The 19,428-nt window shown below is 71.8% G+C and carries 12 protein-coding genes, 1 tRNA gene and 1 rRNA gene; 11 read left to right on the forward strand and 3 right to left on the reverse strand.

All coding sequences use genetic code 11. The features are described 5' to 3' along the window. A 5S ribosomal RNA gene (gene rrf, locus ACF09E_RS31725) occupies positions 1-93 on the forward strand; the annotation flags it as partial. 5 nt (positions 94-98) lie between these two features. Beyond that, positions 99-174, forward strand: a tRNA-Thr gene (locus ACF09E_RS31730). A gap of 98 nt (positions 175-272) precedes the next feature. Here ACF09E_RS31730 and ACF09E_RS31735 read toward each other — a convergent pair. Next, a complete protein-coding gene (locus ACF09E_RS31735; protein WP_392209171.1) occupies positions 273-2,921 on the reverse strand; it encodes a SpoIIE family protein phosphatase in 2,649 nt (882 codons plus the stop codon). Positions 2,922-3,191: 270 nt separating this feature from the next. On the opposite strand from ACF09E_RS31735, the gene ACF09E_RS31740 reads away from it, so the two are divergent. The 9 genes from ACF09E_RS31740 to ACF09E_RS31780 all read left to right on the forward strand — a co-directional run bounded on the left by ACF09E_RS31740 (position 3,192) and on the right by ACF09E_RS31780 (position 17,561). Beyond that, complete coding sequence (locus tag ACF09E_RS31740; protein WP_392209173.1) at positions 3,192-8,669, forward strand: HAMP domain-containing protein; 5,478 nt, start codon at positions 3,192-3,194, stop codon at positions 8,667-8,669. 322 nt (positions 8,670-8,991) lie between these two features. Beyond that, positions 8,992-9,666, forward strand: a complete 675-nt coding sequence (locus tag ACF09E_RS31745) for a two-component system response regulator (RefSeq protein ID WP_392209174.1) — start codon at positions 8,992-8,994, stop codon at positions 9,664-9,666. A gap of 126 nt (positions 9,667-9,792) precedes the next feature. Further along, a complete protein-coding gene (locus ACF09E_RS31750; protein WP_392209176.1) occupies positions 9,793-12,624 on the forward strand; it encodes a DNA translocase FtsK in 2,832 nt (943 codons plus the stop codon). Between the two features lie 293 nt (positions 12,625-12,917). Next, positions 12,918-13,745 carry a helix-turn-helix domain-containing protein gene (locus ACF09E_RS31755; RefSeq protein ID WP_392209178.1) on the forward strand — a complete coding sequence of 276 codons (828 nt, stop codon included), beginning with the start codon at positions 12,918-12,920 and terminating at the stop codon, positions 13,743-13,745. Positions 13,746-13,835: 90 nt separating this feature from the next. Continuing rightward, entirely contained in the window at positions 13,836-15,353 is a 1,518-nt protein-coding gene (gene rimO / locus ACF09E_RS31760) for a 30S ribosomal protein S12 methylthiotransferase RimO (RefSeq protein ID WP_392209180.1), read from the forward strand. Then, positions 15,350-16,027 carry a CDP-diacylglycerol--glycerol-3-phosphate 3-phosphatidyltransferase gene (gene pgsA, locus ACF09E_RS31765; RefSeq protein WP_392209182.1) on the forward strand — a complete coding sequence of 226 codons (678 nt, stop codon included), beginning with the start codon at positions 15,350-15,352 and terminating at the stop codon, positions 16,025-16,027. Before rimO ends, pgsA begins: the two co-directional genes overlap by 4 nt. Next, positions 16,024-16,545, forward strand: a complete 522-nt coding sequence (locus ACF09E_RS31770; protein WP_361858186.1) for a CinA family protein — start codon at positions 16,024-16,026, stop codon at positions 16,543-16,545. The genes pgsA and ACF09E_RS31770 overlap by 4 nt, the downstream gene beginning before the upstream one ends. A gap of 109 nt (positions 16,546-16,654) precedes the next feature. Next, entirely contained in the window at positions 16,655-17,038 is a 384-nt protein-coding gene (locus ACF09E_RS31775) for a helix-turn-helix domain-containing protein (protein WP_030326330.1), read from the forward strand. A gap of 253 nt (positions 17,039-17,291) precedes the next feature. Further along, positions 17,292-17,561, forward strand: a complete 270-nt coding sequence (locus tag ACF09E_RS31780; protein ID WP_383437435.1) for a hypothetical protein — start codon at positions 17,292-17,294, stop codon at positions 17,559-17,561. On the opposite strand, the gene ACF09E_RS31785 is transcribed toward ACF09E_RS31780, so the two are convergent. Together ACF09E_RS31785 and ACF09E_RS31790 are read right to left on the reverse strand one after the other, a co-directional pair. Next, positions 17,509-18,303: an SDR family NAD(P)-dependent oxidoreductase gene (locus tag ACF09E_RS31785; protein WP_392209473.1), complete on the reverse strand. Its 795-nt coding sequence runs from the start codon at positions 18,301-18,303 to the stop codon at positions 17,509-17,511. The two genes, ACF09E_RS31780 and ACF09E_RS31785, sit on opposite strands and share 53 nt — an antisense overlap. A 272-nt stretch (positions 18,304-18,575) precedes the next feature. Continuing rightward, positions 18,576-19,391 carry a DNA-formamidopyrimidine glycosylase family protein gene (locus ACF09E_RS31790; RefSeq protein WP_392209185.1) on the reverse strand — a complete coding sequence of 272 codons (816 nt, stop codon included), beginning with the start codon at positions 19,389-19,391 and terminating at the stop codon, positions 18,576-18,578. Positions 19,392-19,428 lie beyond the last annotated feature (37 nt).

The raw sequence follows: 19,428 nt of genomic DNA on the forward strand, positions 1-19,428 counted from the left end.
ACGCCCGGTTACATTCCGAACCCGGAAGCTAAGCCTTTCAGCGCCGATGGTACTGCAGGGGGGACCCTGTGGGAGAGTAGGACGCCGCCGAACAACCCGCCCTTTTAGCTCAGTCGGTAGAGCGTCTCCATGGTAAGGAGAAGGTCAACGGTTCGATTCCGTTAAAGGGCTCCAAGTAGAAAGGCCCCCGCCATCAGGCGGGGGCCTTTCTACGTTCCGGGGAGAGACGCATCGGTCGGCGATCCCCCAGGCAGGGGGGATCGCCCGTGCCGTCAGCGGTCGTCAGGCTCGCGCAGGCGCATGGCCAGGATCGCCATGTCGTCGGAGGCCGGAGCCTGCGCGAAGCGCTCCACCGCGCGAAGCACTCGTGCGGCGACCGCGCCGGCCGTCAGGCCCGTACAGGTCTTGAGGACCTCGGCGAGGCCGTCGTCGCCCAGCATGCGGGTGCCCTCACGGCGTTCCGTCACGCCGTCCGTGACACACAGGAGGACGTCGCCCGGGTCGAGCGTGACGGTCTCCTCGTACAGTTCGAGGTCCTCCATCACCCCCAGGAGCGGCTGGGGCTCCGCGGCGGGGCTCACCGAGCCGTCGGGACGCAGGCGCAGCGGCAGCGGATGGCCGGCGCACACGACCTTGAGGATCGCGGAACCGTCCTCCTGCGGGCGCATCTCGCCGTACAGCAGCGTGAGGAAGCGACTGCGGGCACCCTCGTCGAGGATCGCCGCGTTCAGGCGCTCCAGGACGGCCGGGCCGCCGAAGCCCTCGCGGGCCAGCAGCCGCAGCGCGTGCCGGGCCAGGCCGGTGACCGCGGCCGCCTCCGGGCCCGTACCGCAGACGTCGCCGATGGCGAACCCGTAGGCGCCGTCGCGGATCGGGAAGAGGTCGTAGAAGTCGCCGCCCACCTCGTTGCCCTCGCCGGCCGCGCGGTAGATCACGTCCACCTCGACCCCCGGGATGTCCGGCAGGCCGGGCGGCAGGAGGCTGCGCTGGAGGGACTGGCTGATCGCCACGCGCTCCGAGTAGAGGCGGGCGTTGTCCAGGGCCAGGGCGGCCCGGCGCGAGAGGTCCTCGGCGAGCTCCAGGATCTCCTGGCGGAAGTGGTCCTCCGAAGGCCTGCCGAGGGTCAGCATGCCGATGACCCGGTTGCGGGCGACCAGCGGCAGGACGACCGTCTCGCCAGCGACCGTGCTCGCGGTGGCGAGGGTGTTGTCGATGCCCGAGGAGAGCGGGCTCGCCGGGTGGTCCAGGGCGCGGACCGAGGCGGTCACGGCCGCGCGCTGAGCGGCCTCGCCGGGAGCGGTCCAGACACGGGCGCCGGGCGTCGGCACCGGGTCGGGCGGCGAGATCGAGGACAGCAGGTCCTTGAGGCCGTCGATGCGGTCCTCGTCCTCGTGCAGCACGTACGACAGGTACGGGTCGGAGGCCTGGTCGGCGATCGTGTAGACCGCGCACCAGGTGGCGAGGGTCGGGACCGTCATCTGGGCCATCAGCGCCAGTGTCTGGTCGCGGTCGAGGGTGCCGGCCAGCAGGTCCGAGGCCTCGACGAGGAAGCTGAGGGAGCCGCGGCGCAGGCGCTCCAGCTCGCCCAGGCGGGCGGACTCCACGGCCAGGGCGATCCGGTCGGCGGCGAACTGGAGGCGGAGCGCCTCCTCGTTCGAGTAGCGGTTCGCGGTCTCGGCGGCCACGCCGAGGGAGCCGGTGAGCCGGCCCTCCACCTTCAGGGGCACGGTGACGACCGAGCGCATGCCGGTGCCTTCGAGGAGGGGGACGGCGCCGGGAACGGCGGCCAGGTCCTCGTGCACGGCGGGCATGCGGGCGGAGCCGTAACGGCTGGCTCCGGTCTCGACGGGGACGCGGGCGAAGCGCTGGCGGGCGGCCGGGAGACCGGTGGTCGCCCGGACCTCCAGCTCCGTCTCGTCGTCGGTGGCCAGGAGCAGGAAGGCCGCGTCGCCGTCGAGCATGTCGCGGGCGCGCTCGACCGTGCGCTGGAGGAGTCCGTCCAGGTCGTCGGGGGCGGGGGAGCCGATGAAGACCTCGAAGGGGTCGGTCGTGCGGCTCTCCGAGCCGGGCTCCGCTGCGGGGCGCTGCGGGGTCTGGAGGATCGCCCGCTCGTGCTCGCGGACCAGGAGGCAGACGGTCGAGGGCTCTCCCTGGGCGTCGCGGACGCGGAGGTGGGCGGCGTAGACCGGGATCACGCGGCCGTCGGAGCAGCGGATGCCGTAGCTGCCCTCCCAGCGGGAGAGGCGGAGGGCCTCGGCGAGGCCCGTGCCGATGCCGGGGGTGTGGGGCCAGGCGGCGAGGTCGCCGAGGGGCTTGCCCGTGACCTGTTCGGAGGCGTACCCGAAGAGTTCCTCGGCGTCCTCGTTCCAGGCGCTGATGGCGCCGCCGCGGTCGATCTGGACGACGGCGACGCGGACGCGGCTGTCGGTGACCGGGAGGAGGGACTCGGGGAGGACCGGGCCCGCGGAGCGGGTGCCGACCGGGCGCTGGGCGAGGTCGAGGTGGAACCAGACGTGCTTCCGCGTCGGGGTGTAGTCGACGCCCCAGCGGTGGGCGAGGGCGGCGCAGAGCAGCAGGCCGCGGCCGTTCTCGCGGTCGGGGTTGCCGAGGGCGCGGCCGCCGGCCTGGACGGGGATCTCGCGCTCCGGGTAGCGGTCGGCGACCTCGACGCGGATGCTGTCGTCCGAACGGAGGCAGAGGACCTCCGCGGAGGTGCCGGCGTGGATGACGGCGTTGGTGACGAGCTCGCTGGTCAGCACGACGGCGTCGTCGACGAGCTCCGGGTGGCCCCAGCCCTGGAGGGTGTCCCGGACGAAGGCGCGGGCGGCCGCGACGGACCGCCCGACGGGCTCGAAGCTGGCAGTCGCCCGCGCGGTGATCACAGAACTCCTCGTACGCGTCTCGACGCCCGGCTCTGCCATGCTCGGTCTGTCCCTCCCGCTGCCCGGTGGTCGTGTGTGCACCACACCGCCCCCGCCGGGCGGACCGGGGCGGTTGGACAGTCGGAAGCCAGGTTACTTACCTTCACCGTCCGAGCGGATGCCGGTCATCGCTGAATCCGTCCCCAGAGGGTAGGGGCGGATGTGCGAAGCTGCCGAACTGTTATCGCCTGGTTCGGTGGCGGTGAAACACTGGGCAGGCTACCGGCGGAAGCCGGAGCGGTACGGTCGACCCCTTTCGGGAGGGACACGGTGGAACCTGGCACGGCGGCGCGGCGCGGCGGAGGCAGCGGTACGCGCGCGAGGGGCGGGCGTTCCCGTGGGGGGACGGTGCAGGTCGACGCGGCTGCGCTGGAGCGGCTGCTGGCCGCGCTGGTGTCCATGCGGGACGGCAACCTCCGCAGGCGGCTCACGGTGTCCGGCGACGGGGTCATGGCGGAGATCTCCGCCGTGTTCAACGAGGTCGCGGACCGGCAGATGCACGTGACGGGTGAGCTGTCCCGGGTCCGCCGGGTGGTGGGGCGCGAGGGCAAGCTGTCCGAGCGTCTGGAGGCCGGTGCGGGTGAGGGGGCGTGGGCGGCGGCGATCGAGGCCGCGAACGCGCTCGTCGACGATCTGGCCCGGCCGGTGTCCGAGGTGGGCCGGGTGCTCTCGGCGGTGGCCGAGGGCGACCTGGACCAGCGGATGGACCTGCGTTCGGAGGGTGCCGACGGGGCGGTGCGGCCGCTGCGCGGCGAGTTCCTCAAGGTGGCCCGTACCGCGAACAACCTCGTCGACCAGCTGTCGGTGTTCGCCTCCGAGGTGACCAGGGTCGCCGTCGAGGTGGGTACGGACGGCAAGCTGGGCGGGCAGGCGCAGGTGCGCGGGGTGTCCGGTTCGTGGAAGGACCTCACGGACTCGGTCAACACCATGGCGAACCGGCTGACGGCCCAGGTGCGGGACATCGCGCTGGTGACGACGGCGGTCGCGGACGGTGACCTGTCGCAGAAGGTCACGGCGAACGTGGCCGGCGAGATGCTGGAGCTCAAGAACACCGTCAACCGGATGGTCGACCAGCTGTCCTCGTTCTCGTCCGAGGTGACCCGGGTCGCCCGCGAGGTGGGCACGGAGGGCGAGCTCGGCGGTCAGGCCGAGGTGGCCGGGGTCGCCGGTGTGTGGAAGGACCTCACGGACTCCGTCAACACGATGGCGGGCAACCTGACCAGCCAGGTGCGCGGTATCGCCGAGGTCACGACGGCGGTCGCCAACGGCGACCTGTCGCAGAAGGTGCGGGTGTCGGCGCGCGGTGAGATCGCGCAGCTGGCGGACACCATCAACCAGATGACGAAGACGCTGCGGATCTTCGCCGACGAGGTGACCCGGGTGTCGGGCGAGGTGGGCGCCGAGGGCCTGCTCGGCGGCCAGGCGCAGGTGCCGGGCGCGGCGGGGACGTGGAAGGACCTCACGGACTCGGTCAACACGGTCTTCCGGAACATCACCACGCAGGTGCGTGACATCGCGCAGGTCACCACGGCGGTGGCGAACGGCGACCTGTCGCAGAAGGTCACCGTGGACGTGGCCGGCGAGATGCTGGAGCTCAAGAACACCGTCAACACCATGGTGGACCAGCTGTCCGCCTTCGGTTCCGAGGTGACCCGGGTGGCCCGGGAGGTCGGCGTCGAGGGTCTGCTGGGCGGCCAGGCCGAGGTGAAGGGTGCGGCCGGAACGTGGAAGGACCTCACCGATTCGGTGAACACGGCCTTCCGGAACCTGACCGGACAGGTGCGTGACATCGCGCAGGTCACCACGGCGGTGGCGAACGGCGACCTGTCGCAGAAGGTCACGGTCGACGTGGCCGGCGAGATGCTGGAGCTCAAGAACACCGTCAACACGATGGTGTCGCAGCTGTCCTCGTTCGCGGACCAGGTGACCCGGATGGCGCGGGACGTGGGCACCGAGGGCCGGCTGGGCGGTCAGGCGCGGGTGGACGGCGTGTCGGGGCGCTGGCGGGAGCTCACCGACTCGGTGAACTTCATGGCCGGCAACCTGACCTCGCAGGTGCGGCAGATCGCGCAGGTGACGACGGCGGTGGCGCGGGGCGACCTGTCGCAGAAGATCGACGTGGACGCGCGCGGCGAGATCCTGGAGCTGAAGAACACCATCAACACGATGGTCGACCAGCTCTCCGCGTTCGCCGACCAGGTGACCCGGGTGGCCCGCGAGGTGGGCACCGACGGGCGGCTCGGCGGGCAGGCTCAGGTGCCGGGTGTGGCCGGTGTGTGGCGGGATCTGACGGACTCGGTGAACGGCATGGCCGGGAACCTGACCACCCAGGTCCGCAACATCGCGCAGGTCGCGACGGCGGTGGCGCGGGGCGACCTGTCGCAGAAGATCGACGTGGACGCGCGCGGCGAGATCCTGGAGCTGAAGAACACCCTCAACACGATGGTGGACCAGCTGTCGAACTTCGCCGAGCAGGTGACGAGGGTGGCCCGCGAGGTGGGCACCGAGGGCATCCTGGGCGGACAGGCCGAGGTGCAGGGGGTCTCCGGCACCTGGAAGGACCTCACCCAGTCCGTGAACTTCATGGCGAACAACCTCACCATCCAGGTGCGGAACATCGCCGAGGTCACCACGGCCGTCGCCAAGGGCGACCTGTCGAAGAAGATCACCGTCGACGCCCGGGGCGAGATCCTGGAGCTGGTGACGACCGTCAACACCATGGTCGACCAGCTGTCGAACTTCGCCGACGAGGTCACGCGCGTGGCCCGCGAGGTGGGCACGGAGGGCATCCTCGGCGGTCAGGCGCGGGTCCGGGGCGTCACGGGCACCTGGAAGGACCTGAGCGACAACGTCAACCTGATGGCCAACAACCTGACGAGTCAGGTGCGGAACATCTCCCGGGTCTCGGCGGCCGTCGCCAACGGCGACCTGACCAAGAAGGTGACGGTCGAGGCGCGCGGCGAGGTCGCCGAGCTCGCCGACACCGTGAACACGATGGTGACGACCCTGTCGTCGTTCGCCGACGAGGTCACCCGGGTGGCCCGCGAGGTGGGCACGGAGGGCGAGCTGGGCGGTCAGGCCCGGGTGCCGGGTGTCTCCGGCACCTGGAAGGACCTGACCGAGTCGGTGAACTCGATGGCCTCGAACCTCACCGGCCAGGTGCGCCAGATCGCGGCGGTCACCACGGCCATCGCCAAGGGCGACCTCACCAAGAAGATCGACATCGACGCGCGCGGCGAGATCCAGGAGCTGAAGAGCACCATCAACACGATGGTCGACCAGCTGTCGAACTTCGCCGAGGAGGTCACGCGGGTGGCCCGCGAGGTGGGCACCGACGGTCAGCTCGGCGGTCAGGCCCGGGTGCGCGACGTGGACGGCACCTGGCGGGACCTGACGGAGTCGGTGAACGAGATGGCCGGGAACCTGACCCGGCAGGTGCGGGCGATCGCCGCGGTCGCCACGGCGGTGACGCGGGGCGACCTCAACCTCAAGATCGACGGTGTCGACGCGGCGGGCGAGATCCAGGCCCTTCAGGAGAACATCAACACCATGATCGCCAACCTGCGCGACACCACCCTCGCCAACGAGGAGCAGGACTGGCTGAAGGGCAACCTGGCCCGGATCTCCGGCCTCATGCAGGGCCGGCGGGACCTGGACGACGTCGCCTCGCTCATCATGAGCGAGCTGACCCCGGTGGTCTCGGCGCAGCACGGCGCCTTCTTCGTGGCGATGCCGACCGGCTCCGCGCACGGCGACGCCGAACTCGTCGGCGAGGGGGAGGGCTCGTACGAGCTGCGGATGCGGGGGAGTTACGGGTACTCCGCCGGGTCCATGCCGACCTCGTTCCGGCCCGGCGAGACGCTCATCGGGACGGCGGCCGAGGAGAAGCGGACCATCCAGGTCAACGTGCCGCCCGGCTATCTGAAGATCTCCTCCGGGCTGGGGGAGGCCTCCCCGGCGCACGTGATCGTGCTCCCGGTGCTCTTCGAGGGCAAGGTCCTCGGCGTGATCGAGCTGGCGTCCTTCCAGCCGTTCACGCAGATCCAGCGCGACTTCCTCAACCAGCTCGCCGAGCTGATCGCCACGACCGTGAACACGATCAGCGTCAACACCAAGACCGAGGTGCTGCTCCAGCAGTCGCAGGAGCTCACCGAGCAGCTCAAGGAGCGGTCGGCGGAGCTGGAGCACCGGCAGAAGGAGCTGCAGGGCTCCAACCTGGAGCTGGAGGAGAAGGCCGAGCTCCTCGCCCGGCAGAACCGGGACATCGAGGTGAAGAACACCGAGATCGAGGAGGCGCGGCAGGTCCTGGAGGAGCGTGCCGAACAGCTCGCCGTCTCCATGCGGTACAAGTCCGAGTTCCTGGCGAACATGTCGCACGAGCTGCGCACCCCGCTCAACTCGCTGCTGATCCTGGCCAAGTTGCTCGCGGACAACGCCGAGACGAATCTGACGCCCAAGCAGGTCGAGTTCGCGGAGACCATCCACGGCGCCGGTTCGGACCTGCTCCAGCTGATCAACGACATCCTCGACCTGTCCAAGGTCGAGGCGGGCAAGATGGACGTCTCACCGACCCGGATCGCGCTCGTCCAGCTCGTCGACTACGTGGAGGCGACCTTCCGGCCGCTGACCGCGGAGAAGGGGCTGGACTTCTCGGTGCGGGTCTCGCCCGAGCTGCCGGCCACCCTGCACACCGACGAGCAGCGGCTGCTCCAGGTGCTCCGCAACCTCCTCTCCAACGCGGTGAAGTTCACCGACACGGGGGCGGTGGAGCTGGTGATCAGGCCGGCCGGGATCGATGTGCCGCAGTCGATCCGCGAGCAGCTCCTGGAGGCCGGTTCGCTGCGGGACCCGGAGGCCGATCTGATCGCCTTCTCGGTCACGGACACCGGCATCGGGATCGCCGCGAGCAAGATGCGGGTCATCTTCGAGGCGTTCAAGCAGGCCGACGGCACGACCAGCCGGAAGTACGGCGGTACGGGCCTGGGACTCTCGATCAGCCGGGAGATCGCGCGGCTGCTCGGGGGCGAGATCTTCGCGGCGAGCGAGCCGGGCCGCGGCTCGACGTTCACCCTCTACCTGCCGCTGAGTCCGACGGAGCTGCCGCCCGGGTACGGGCAGGGGGCGGCGGACGATCCGCAGCAGGGCGCCGAGGAGACGGCCGCCGGTGCCGTCCACCCGTTCCCGCACTTCTCGCCGCCGCCCGTGCGGACGGAGGCGCGGTCCGGGGCCGGGGCGCTCTTCCGGCACCGGCGGAAGGCGGCCGCGGAGGCGACCGGGGCACGGACGGAGGCGCCGGGGCAGCCCGGGCAGCAGACCGCCGTGGAGCGGCCCGAGCAGGAGGCGGAGGCCGAGCCGCGCCGCACCTTCGGCTTCTCGGGCGAGAAGGTGCTCATCGTCGACGACGACATCCGCAACGTGTTCGCGCTCACCAGCGTCCTGGAGCAGCACGGACTCGCGGTGCTCTACGCGGAGAACGGGCGGGAGGGCATCGAGGTCCTGGAGCAGCACGACGACGTCACGATCGTCCTGATGGACATCATGATGCCGGAGATGGACGGGTACGCCACGACGACCGCGATCCGGCGCATGCCGCAGTTCGCGGGGCTGCCGATCATCGCGCTGACGGCGAAGGCGATGAAGGGCGACCGGGAGAAGGCGATCGAGTCCGGTGCCTCGGACTACGTGACCAAGCCGGTCGACCCCGATCACCTGCTGTCCGTGATGGAGCAGTGGATGCGCGGGGAGTGAGTCCGGTCGCGTCCCGTGGTGCGGGCGGGTGGCTCCGCACCACGGGACCGCCGGGTCGTGCCGGCTCGGCGTCCTCGCTGACGGACTGTCGCCAGAAGGGTGTGAGGGGCCGGGATACGGGGAACCTTCTGGTCTCCCACCGCGTTTCCGGTACGTGCACAGTGACATCGCGGTGACAGGGTGTGGCGACGGGCGGGGTGCGGCTACGATGACCGGCACAAGGACGGACGGCGTTAGGGAGTCGTCTTCTGGGGCGGCGCCCGGTGCCTCCCCCGGTTCCGGGAGCCGGGGAGAGACGTCGCCGGGGCGAGGAGGACGGGGCATGGTGCAGAAGGCCAAGATCCTCCTGGTCGATGACCGGCCGGAGAATCTGCTGGCGCTGGAGGCCATTCTCTCCGCGCTCGATCAGACGCTGGTGCGGGCATCGTCCGGGGAGGAAGCGCTCAAGGCGCTGTTGACGGACGACTTCGCGGTCATCCTGCTCGACGTCCAGATGCCGGGAATGGACGGTTTCGAGACCGCCGCCCACATCAAGCGGCGGGAGCGGACCCGGGACATCCCGATCATCTTCCTCACCGCGATCAACCACGGCCCCCACCACACCTTCCGCGGGTACGCGGCCGGGGCGGTGGACTACATCTCGAAGCCGTTCGACCCGTGGGTGCTGCGCGCCAAGGTGTCGGTCTTCGTCGAGCTGTACATGAAGAACTGCAAGCTGCGCGAGCAGGCGGCGCTGCTCCGGCTCCAGTTGGAGGGCGGCGGCGAGGGCGGCCACGGCAAGGAGACCGCCGGTCTGCTCGCCGAGCTGTCCGCACGCCTCGCGGCCGTCGAGGAGCAGGCGGAGGCCCTGTCCAAGCAGCTCGACGACGACTCCGCCGACGCGGCGGCCGTGGCCACCGCCGCGCACCTGGAGCGGAAGCTCACCGGACTGCGCCGGGCGCTGGACGCCCTGGAGCCCGGCACCGGCGCCGCGCCGTCGCTCCCGACCCAGAGCTGACGTCCCGTCACCGTGTGTTCGGGCGGGCGCCGTCCCGCATGATGCGACGTCACCTTCGGGCCACGGTGGGAACGACACGAACGGGTGAGGCGGACAGCCGGTCGTCACACCGGTAACCTCACCATCATGGCTTCACGTACGTCCGGCAAGGGTTCCCAGGGCACGGCGGCCGCGAAGCCGCGCGCCGGTCGTACGACGGGCGCCGCGAAGAAGGCGGCACCCGCGAAGTCCCCCGCCAAGCCGCCCGCGAAGAAGACGGCGGCCAAGAAGGCGGCGCCCGCCAAGCGAGCCCCGGCGCGGAAGCCCGCGGCGAAGCGGCCCGCGCCCCGGCCCGCGCCGTCCCCCACCGGGGGCGTCTACCGGATCGCCCGCGGCGCCTGGCTCGGCCTGGCGCACGCGGTCGGGGCGATGTTCCGGGGGATAGGGCGGGGCGCCAAGGGCCTCGACCCGGCACACCGCAAGGACGGCCTCGCCCTCCTGCTGCTCGGCCTCGCCCTGATCGTCGCCGCGGGCACCTGGTCCAACCTCCGGGGGCCCGTCGGCGACCTCGTCGAGATGCTCGTCACCGGCTCCTTCGGCCGGCTCGACCTGCTCGTCCCGCTGCTCGTCGGCACGATCGGCGTACGGCTCATCCTCTTCCCGGAGAGGCCCGAGGCCAACGGGCGGATCAGCATCGGGCTCTCCGCCCTCGTCATCGGCGTCCTCGGCCAGGTCCACATCGCCTGCGGCTCACCCGGCCGCGGCGACGGCAGCGAGGCCATGCAGAACGCCGGCGGGCTCATCGGCTGGGCCGCGTCCCAGCCACTCGTCTTCATGATGGGCGAGGTTCTCGCCGTACCGATGCTGGTGCTCCTCACCCTCTTCGGGCTGCTCGTCGTCACCGCCACCCCGGTCAACGCGATCCCGCAGCGGCTGCGCGCCCTCGGCGCCAGACTGGGCATCGTCGAGCCCGCCTACGACCCCGCGCAGGACGACACCGAGGGGCGCGGCATCCCCGTCGGCGAGTACGACGGTCGCGACGAGGAGTGGCGGGAGGCCCGGCCGCAGCCCCGGAGCGGCCGGCCCGCGCGGCGCCGCGGCCCCGCCGACCCCTACGACGTGGACCGGGCCGAGGCGGAGCTCCTCGAACGGCGCAGCCGGCTGGCCCGCCGCCCCTCGGAGCGCGACGCCGAGGACGGCCTGGACCCGGTGGACGTGGCCGCGGCGGCGGCCGCCGCGCTCGACGGCGCGGTGCTCAACGGCATGCCTCCGTCCCCGGTCGTCGCCGACCTCACCCGGGACGTCACCGCGGACCGCAAGGCCGCCGTGGACGCCGCGGCGAAGGCGGCGGCCGAGGCGGCCGAGGCGGACGCTCCGGCCGCTCCCGTACCGCCCGCCCGCGGCGGCGGACGGCGGCCCGGCGGAGGCGTACCGGACCTGACCAAGCCCGCGCCCGAGCCGACCGACCTGCCGCCCCGCGCCGAGCAGCTCCAGCTGGCCGGCGACGTCACGTACGCCCTGCCCTCGCTGGACCTCCTGGAGCGGGGCGGGCCCGGCAAGACGCGCAGCGCCGCCAACGACGCCGTGGTGGACTCGCTCTCGAACGTCTTCACCGAGTTCAAGGTCGACGCGGCCGTCACCGGCTTCACCCGGGGGCCGACGGTCACGCGGTACGAGGTCGAGCTCGGGCCCGCCGTGAAGGTCGAGAAGATCACGGCCCTGACCAAGAACATCGCGTACGCCGTGGCCTCCCCGGACGTGCGGATCATCTCGCCGATCCCCGGCAAGTCCGCGGTCGGCATCGAGATCCCCAACAGCGACCGGGAGATGGTCAACCTCGGCGACGTGCTGCGGCTCGCGGCCGCGGCCGAGGACGACCACCCGATGCTCGTGGCGCTCGGCAAGAACGTCGAGGGCGGCTACGAGATGGCCAACCTGGCGAAGATGCCGCACGTCCTGGTCGCCGGTGCGACCGGCTCCGGAAAGTCCTCCTGCATCAACTGCCTGATCACTTCGATCATGATAAGGGCGACCCCCGAGGACGTCCGGATGGTCCTCGTCGACCCGAAGCGGGTGGAGCTCACCGCGTACGAGGGCATCCCGCACCTGATCACGCCGATCATCACCAACCCCAAGCGGGCCGCCGAGGCCCTCCAGTGGGTGGTGAAGGAGATGGACCTCCGCTACGACGACCTGGCGGCCTTCGGGTACCGGCACATCGACGACTTCAACCAGGCGATCCGGGACGGCAAGATCACGCTGCCCGAGGGCAGCGAACGGGAGCTCAACCCGTACCCGTACCTGCTGGTCATCGTCGACGAACTCGCCGACCTGATGATGGTGGCGCCCCGGGACGTCGAGGACTCGATCGTCCGCATCACCCAGCTCGCGCGCGCCGCCGGCATCCACCTGGTGCTCGCCACCCAGCGGCCGTCCGTGGACGTCGTCACCGGCCTCATCAAGGCGAACGTGCCCTCCCGGCTCGCCTTCGCGACCTCCTCGCTCGCCGACAGCCGGGTCATCCTCGACCAGCCGGGCGCCGAGAAGCTCATCGGCAAGGGCGACGGGCTGTTCCTGCCGATGGGCGCCAACAAGCCCGTCCGCATGCAGGGCGCCTTCGTCACCGAGGACGAGGTCGCGGCCGTCGTGCAGCACTGCAAGGACCAGATGACCCCGGTCTTCCGGGACGACGTCACGGTCGCCACCCGGCAGAAGAAGGAGATCGACGAGGACATCGGCGACGACCTCGACCTGCTGTGCCAGGCGGCCGAACTGGTCGTCTCCACGCAGTTCGGCTCCACGTCGATGCTCCAGCGCAAGCTGCGGGTCGGCTTCGCCAAGGCCGGGCGGCTGATGGACCTCATGGAGTCCCGGAACATCGTCGGTCCGAGCGAGGGTTCCAAGGCCCGCGACGTCCTGGTCAAGCCCGACGAGCTGGACGGCGTGCTGGCCGTGATCCGGGGCGAGTCGGCCGAATAGCGCGCGGCCGGACGGGTCCCCCGGGGAGCGCGGGGGACCCGTCCGGAGCAAGGCGGCGCCCGGCCGGAGTGGACGTCCGGGGAGCGGGTACGCGATCGAGACCGGGCCGAGACTCACTCGTAAGGGAATGGAGGGCAACCGTTTCCCCTGGCCGTACGTCAAGTTGAGCGGAGGGACAGAAGGATGTCCCAGCCTCATGGCGTACAAACAGCACCCGCCCGGTTGCCCCACCCTTTCGTACCACCCATAGACTGAACGTCCAGCAGGTGGCTACACGCTCGAAAGGCGCTCTCGTGTCCATCGGCAACTCCCCCGAAGACGACCGGACCTTCCCGGCAGACGACCGGGATCCGATCGGTCGTGCTCTCCAGCAGGCCCGCATCGCCGCCGGTCTCACCGTCGAAGAGGTCAGTGCCTCCACCCGTGTCCGGATTCCGATCGTGCACGCGATCGAGGAGGACGACTTCTCGCGCTGTGGCGGCGACGTCTACGCTCGCGGCCACATCCGCACGCTCGCGCGTGCCGTCGGTCTCGATCCGGCCCCGCTGATCGAGCAGTACGACGCCGAGCACGGCGGTCGTCCCGCCCCCACCCCCGCAGCCCCGCTGTTCGAGGCGGAACGCATCCGCCCCGAGCCGCGCCGGCCCAACTGGACCGCCGCGATGGTCGCGGCCATCGTCGCCGTCGTCGGGTTCGTCGGCTTCACGATGTTCAACGGCAACGAGGCGCCCAAGGGCACCTCCGCCGCGGACGGAGGACCGGCGCCCGCGCCGGAGAAGGCCACCTCCGCGGGCAAGCCGAAGCCGGTCAAGCCCACGCCGCCGAAGCCCACCGAGAGCGCGATCGCCGCGGTCCCGCAGGACAAGGTGACGGTGAAGATGACCGCCGCCGAGGGCAAGAGCTGGATCTCGGCCAAGGACGCCAACGGCAAGCTGCTCTTCGACGGGCTGCTCCTGGACGGCGAGTCCAAGACCTTCCAGGACGACGAGCGCATCGACCTCGTCCTCGGCAACGCCGGGGCGATCGAGCTCTACGTGAACGGCAAGAAGATCGACGACAAGTTCGAATCCGGCCAGGTCGAGCGGCTGACCTACACCAAGGGCGACCCCGAGGCCGGCTGAGCCGCCCCGCCGGGCCCGTGATGTGGCCCCTGTCGCGCAGGTGAACCCTGCGCGACGGGGGAACGGCCGGGACGAAGTAGTCTTGAGTCCATGCCCGAACGCCGTACCGTCGCCCTTGTCACTCTTGGCTGCGCCCGTAACGAGGTGGACTCGGAGGAGCTCGCAGGCCGCTTGGCAGCGGACGGCTGGGAGCTCGTCGAGAACGCCGAGGACGCGGACGTCGCCGTCGTCAACACCTGTGGATTCGTCGAGGCCGCCAAGAAGGACTCCGTCGACGCCCTCCTCGAAGCCAATGATCTGAAGGACCACGGCCGCACCCAGGCCGTCGTCGCCGTCGGCTGCATGGCCGAGCGCTACGGCAAGGAGCTCGCCGAGGCCCTTCCGGAGGCCGACGGCGTCCTGGGCTTCGACGACTACTCCGACATCTCCAACCGCCTCCAGACCATCCTCAGCGGTGGCAGTGTCGAGGCGCACACCCCGCGTGACCGGCGCAAGCTGCTGCCGCTCTCGCCGGTGGAGCGCCAGGCGGCCGCCGCCGCGGTCGCCCTCCCCGGCCACGGCGCCGTGGACGCCCCCGCGCCCGCCGCCCCGGCCACCGCGCCCGAGGACGTCCCCAGCGACCTGCCCGAGGGCCTGGCCCCCGCCTCCGGGCCGCGCGCCCCGCTCCGCCGGCGCCTGGACACCAGCCCCGTCGCCTCCGTGAAGCTCGCCTCCGGCTGCGACCGCCGCTGCTCCTTCTGCGCCATCCCCTCCTTCCGCGGCTCCTTCGTCTCGCGCCGCCCCTCGGACGTGCTGAACGAGACGCGCTGGCTCGCCGAGCAGGGGGTGAAGGAGGTCATGCTGGTCTCCGAGAACAACACCTCGTACGGCAAGGACCTCGGCGACATCCGGCTCCTGGAGAGCCTGCTGCCCGAGCTCGCCGCCGTCGACGGCATCGAGCGCGTCCGCGTCAGCTACCTCCAGCCCGCCGAGATGCGCCCCGGCCTGATCGACGTCCTCACCTCGACGGACAAGGTCGTGCCGTACTTCGACCTGTCGTTCCAGCACAGCGCCCCCGACGTGCTGCGGGCCATGCGCCGCTTCGGCGACACCGACCGCTTCCTGGAGCTCCTGGAGACCATCCGGTCCAAGGCCCCCACCGCGGGTGCCCGCTCCAACTTCATCGTCGGCTTCCCCGGCGAGACCGAGGCAGACTTCGCCGAGCTGGAACGCTTCGTCTCCCACGCCCGGCTCGACGCGATCGGCGTCTTCGGCTACTCCGACGAGGACGGCACCGAGGCCGCCTCGTACGAGCACAAGCTCGACCAGGACGTCGTCGACGCGCGCCTCGCCCACCTCTCCCGGCTCGCCGAGGAGCTCACCGCGCAGCGCGCGGAGGAGCGGATCGGAGAGACCCTGGAGGTACTGGTCGAGTCCGTGGACGACGAGGACGGCGTGATCGGCCGCGCCGCGCACCAGGCGCCCGAGACCGACGGTCAGGTGGTCCTCACCACGGCCGGCGGTACGAGCCCGGACGTGGCTCCGGGCCGTATGGTCGTGGCGAAGGTCGTCGGCACGGAGGGCGTCGACCTGGTGGCCGAGTGTCTTTTCGAGGAGGCAGGCAGATGACCGGAGTCCCGGCATCCGCGACGGGCGGGACCGGTAGGCCGGCGCCCCGCGGCAAGCTGGGCACGGCGGCCGTCAACCAGGCCAGTCTGTGGAACATCGCCAACATCCTGACCATGATCCGGCTCGTGCTCGTCCCGGCCTTCGTGCTGCTGCTCTTCCAGGACGGCGGTCACGACCCCGCCTGGCGCGCCTGGGCCTGGGCGGCCTTCGCCGTCGCCATGATCACGGACGTCTTCGACGGGCACCTCGCCCGCGCGTACAACCTGGTCACGGACTTCGGGAAGATCGCCGACCCGATCGCCGACAAGGCGATCATGGCGGCGGGGCTCGTCTCGCTGTCCCTGCTCGGGGACCTGCCCTGGTGGGTGACGGGCGTGATCCTCGCCCGCGAGCTGGGGATCACCCTCATGCGGTTCTGGGTGATCCGCCACGGGGTCATCCCCGCCAGCCGCGGCGGCAAGATGAAGACGCTCGCCCAGGGCACGGCGGTCGGCATGTACGTGCTGATGCTCACCGGCCCGCTCGCCACCCTCCGCTTCTGGGTGATGGCGCTCGCCGTCGTGCTGACGGTCGTCACCGGTCTGGATTACGTCCGCCAGGCCGTCCTGCTGCGCCGCCAGGGCCTCGCCGCCGAACGGGCCGCCGCCGCGGTGTCGGAGGCGGCGGCGCGATGACCGAGGCCGCCCGGGTGCTGGCGCTGCTCGCGGAGCGTGGTCACACGCTGGCCGCCGCGGAGTCGCTCACGGGCGGACTGGTGGCCGCGGAGCTCACCGGAGTTCCCGGGGCCTCGGTGTCCTTCCGTGGGTCGGTCACGGCCTACGCCACGGCCCTCAAGCAGGAGCTGCTCGGCGTCGACGCGGGCCTGCTCGCCGAATGCGGAGCGGTGGATCCCGAGGTCGCGCTGCAGATGGCGGCGGGTGTACGGGCCCGGCTCGGCGCCGACTGGGGGATCTCCACGACCGGGGTCGCGGGGCCCGATCCACAGGACGGGCAGCCGGTCGGAACCGTCTACGTCGCGGTGGCGGGACCCGCCGCGACGGGCGCCCGGGCCGGGAAAGTGGTCTCGTTGAGGTTGAACGGGGACCGCGCGGAAATCCGTAGAGAGAGCGTACGGAGCGTGCTGGAACTGCTCCACGAGGAACTCTCGGGAAATGCGCGGGCACAGGATACGGAACAGAACGGGGGGAATTGATGTTTGCAGCCCTGAGTGAACACGACATCGCTCCCCGCACGGCCGCAGCGCGAGGCGGTACGGTGGGGCGTGAAGGATGCGGCTACGCGGTCCGAGGAGGGAGCCACCGATGATTCTGCTCCGTCGCCTGTTGGGTGACGTGCTGCGTCGGCAGCGCCAGCGCCAAGGCCGTACTCTGCGCGAAGTCTCCTCGTCCGCCCGAGTCTCGCTCGGCTATCTCTCCGAGGTGGAGCGGGGGCAGAAGGAGGCTTCCTCCGAACTGCTCTCCGCGATCTGCGACGCGCTGGACGTACGGATGTCCGAGCTCATGCGTGAAGTGAGCGACGAGCTGTCACTGGCCGAACTGGCCGAGTCGGCAGCGGCGAGCGAACCGGTGCCGACGCCGGTGCGCCCGATGCTCAATTCGGTGTCGGTGACGTCGGTGGGCCGCGTGCCCACCGAGCGGGTGACCATCAAGGCGCCCGCGGAAGCGGTCGACGTGGTCGCCGCCTAGTCGTCGCCGTTCGAAGCGATACGGGTTCAGCCCCGGTCGGCACCCCTGGGTGCCGACCGGGGCTTTCCGATGGGCGGGGGTTTCCGCGGGGCGGTGTGTCGGGGGCCCGCGTCACTTGTCTGAGATGCCGGGTTCCGGTGCCTCGTGCATGGTGGGGGGAACGCACGACTGGGCCGTGTGCGCCGGGTCTGCCTCCGGTGCGCCCTCCCGCAGGGTGATCCTGCCGGTCTAGCGTCGACGGCAGGAGGCGGCCATGGTACGGCGACGGATGCCGCCGGCCACGCTCGCGCTGGTCGCGATCGGGCTGGTGGCCGGGGGGCTCTGGTGGTGGGCGGTGCTGCGCCTGCTCCTGATGCCGGCGGAGGCCGGCACGGTCGAGGGGGCGGTGGCCGCCGGGGGCTGGGGGCTGAGTCTGCTGCCGGTGCACGTGGCCGCCTCGTCGGGACGGCCGGGGGCCCTGGCCCGGCGGATCACCAGGGCATCGCGACGCCGCCGTTGGGGCGCAGGATCTGGCCTGTCGTGAAGGCCGAGGCGTCGGATGCGAGGTGCAGGACCGCGTGCGCGATGTCCTGGGCCTCCCCGACCCGGCCCAGCGGTGAGTGGCGGATCATCGCCGCCTCCGCCTGCTCCTGTGCGGCCGGCTCGTGCCGGTCCGTCATGGGGGTACGGATCCAGCCCGGGGCGACCGCGTTGACCCGGATGCCGTGCCGGCCCGCCTCCGTCGCCAGGGTCTTCGTCAGCTGGGCGACGGCGGCCTTGGTGACGCTGTAGCAGAGCAGGCCCGGGCTCGCGGTGTCCATCGCGCCCGAGGCCATCGTGACGATCGAGCCCGGGACGCCGGCCGCGATCATCGAGCCGGCCGCCTCCTGGCAGGCGTAGAGCACGCCCTTGAAGTTGACCGCGAGGATCCGGTCCAGGTCCTCCTCGCGGGTCTCCAGGACCGAGCTCGTGTGCATGATCCCCGCCACGGCGGCCATGACGTGCAGGGGGCCGGCCGCGCGGACGGCGGCCGCGAGTGCGTCCCGGTCGGTGACGTCCAGGGGGTGCGCGTGGGCGGTGCCGCCCTCGCGGGAGACCAGGGAGACGGTCTCCCGGAGGCCGGACTCGTCGCGGTCCGCGCAGTGCACGGTGGCGCCCGCCTGGGCCAGGAGGACGGCGGTGGCGCGGCCGATGCCGCTCGCGGCGCCGGTGACGAAGGCGGTGCGGCCGGTGAGGTCGTAGGCGGGGAGGCGGGGAGGGGGTGCTCCGGTCCTCGGCGCGAGCACCCCGGCGTCGGTCGCCGTGGTCGCGTCGGCGGTCAGGGTTGCGGTGTCGGTGGCTCCGGTGGCTTCGGTGGCGTCGCCGGTGGGGTCGGTGGCTGCGCGGGTCGGGTCGGTGGCTGCGCGGGTCGGTCCGGTGGCTTCGCCGGTGGGGTCGGCGGGTCCGGTGGCTTCGCCGGTCGGTCCGGTCGCTCCCGTCTCCCCGGGTGCGTGCGGCGTAAGCGGGTTGTGCGCCGTGTCCGTCATGGTCGGACCGTACGACCGTATCTGACGGGGCGTCAATTATCGGGAGCGGTCTCGTTCGACGGGCCCCGCTGGCAGCCGGGGCACCAGTACGTGACCCGGTCGCCGAGCTCCGCCTTGCGGATCGGGCCTCCGCAGCGGAGGCAGGGGTGTCCGGCGCGGCCGTAGACGTGCAGGCGGGTGCCCGGGCGGCGCGTGGTGGTGGTGCGGCGGTCGGGGTGGTCCTTGTTCGCCTCCAGGAGGCGGTGGGCCGTCGCCACCAGCCGGGCCGGGACGTCGGCCGCGAGGTCGCCGACGGGCAGCCAGGGGGTCACGCCGGCCAGGAAGGCCAGCTCCGACTTGTACACGTTGCCGATCCCCGCCAGGTTCCGCTGGTCCAGCAGGGCCTCGCCGAGCGTGCGGGCGGGGTCCGCCGTCAGCCGGCGGGTCGCCTCCTCGGCGGCAGGGGCGCCCCAGTCGGGTCCGAGCAGGTCCGGCCCCAGATGGCCCACCACGTCCGGCTCGTCCGCGGTGCGGATCAGCTCCAGGACGGGCAGGCGGTAGCCGTACGCGGTCTGCTCGGTGTTCCCGAGGATCGCGCGGATCTGGTGCTCCGGGCCGCCGCGCGGGCGCTCCCCGGTGGCGTACACGCGCCAGGCGCCGTCCATCCGGAGATGGGAGTGGAGGGTGAGGCCGCCCTCGATGCGGGTGAGCAGGTGCTTGCCCCGGGAGGTGACGTCGAGGAGCGTGCGGTCGGTCAGGTCGGCGGTGGCGAAGCGGGGGACCCGGAGGTCCGCGCGCGTCAGCGGGCGGCCGGCCAGCGCGGTGTGGAGGCGGCGGGCGGCCTGCCAGATGGTGTCTCCTTCGGGCACGGTTCCATGATGCCGGGTGCGTGGCGTCCCGTCCGGG

It is taken from the genome of Streptomyces sp. NPDC014891, from assembly GCF_043081085.1.
Lineage (GTDB): Bacteria > Actinomycetota > Actinomycetes > Streptomycetales > Streptomycetaceae > Streptomyces.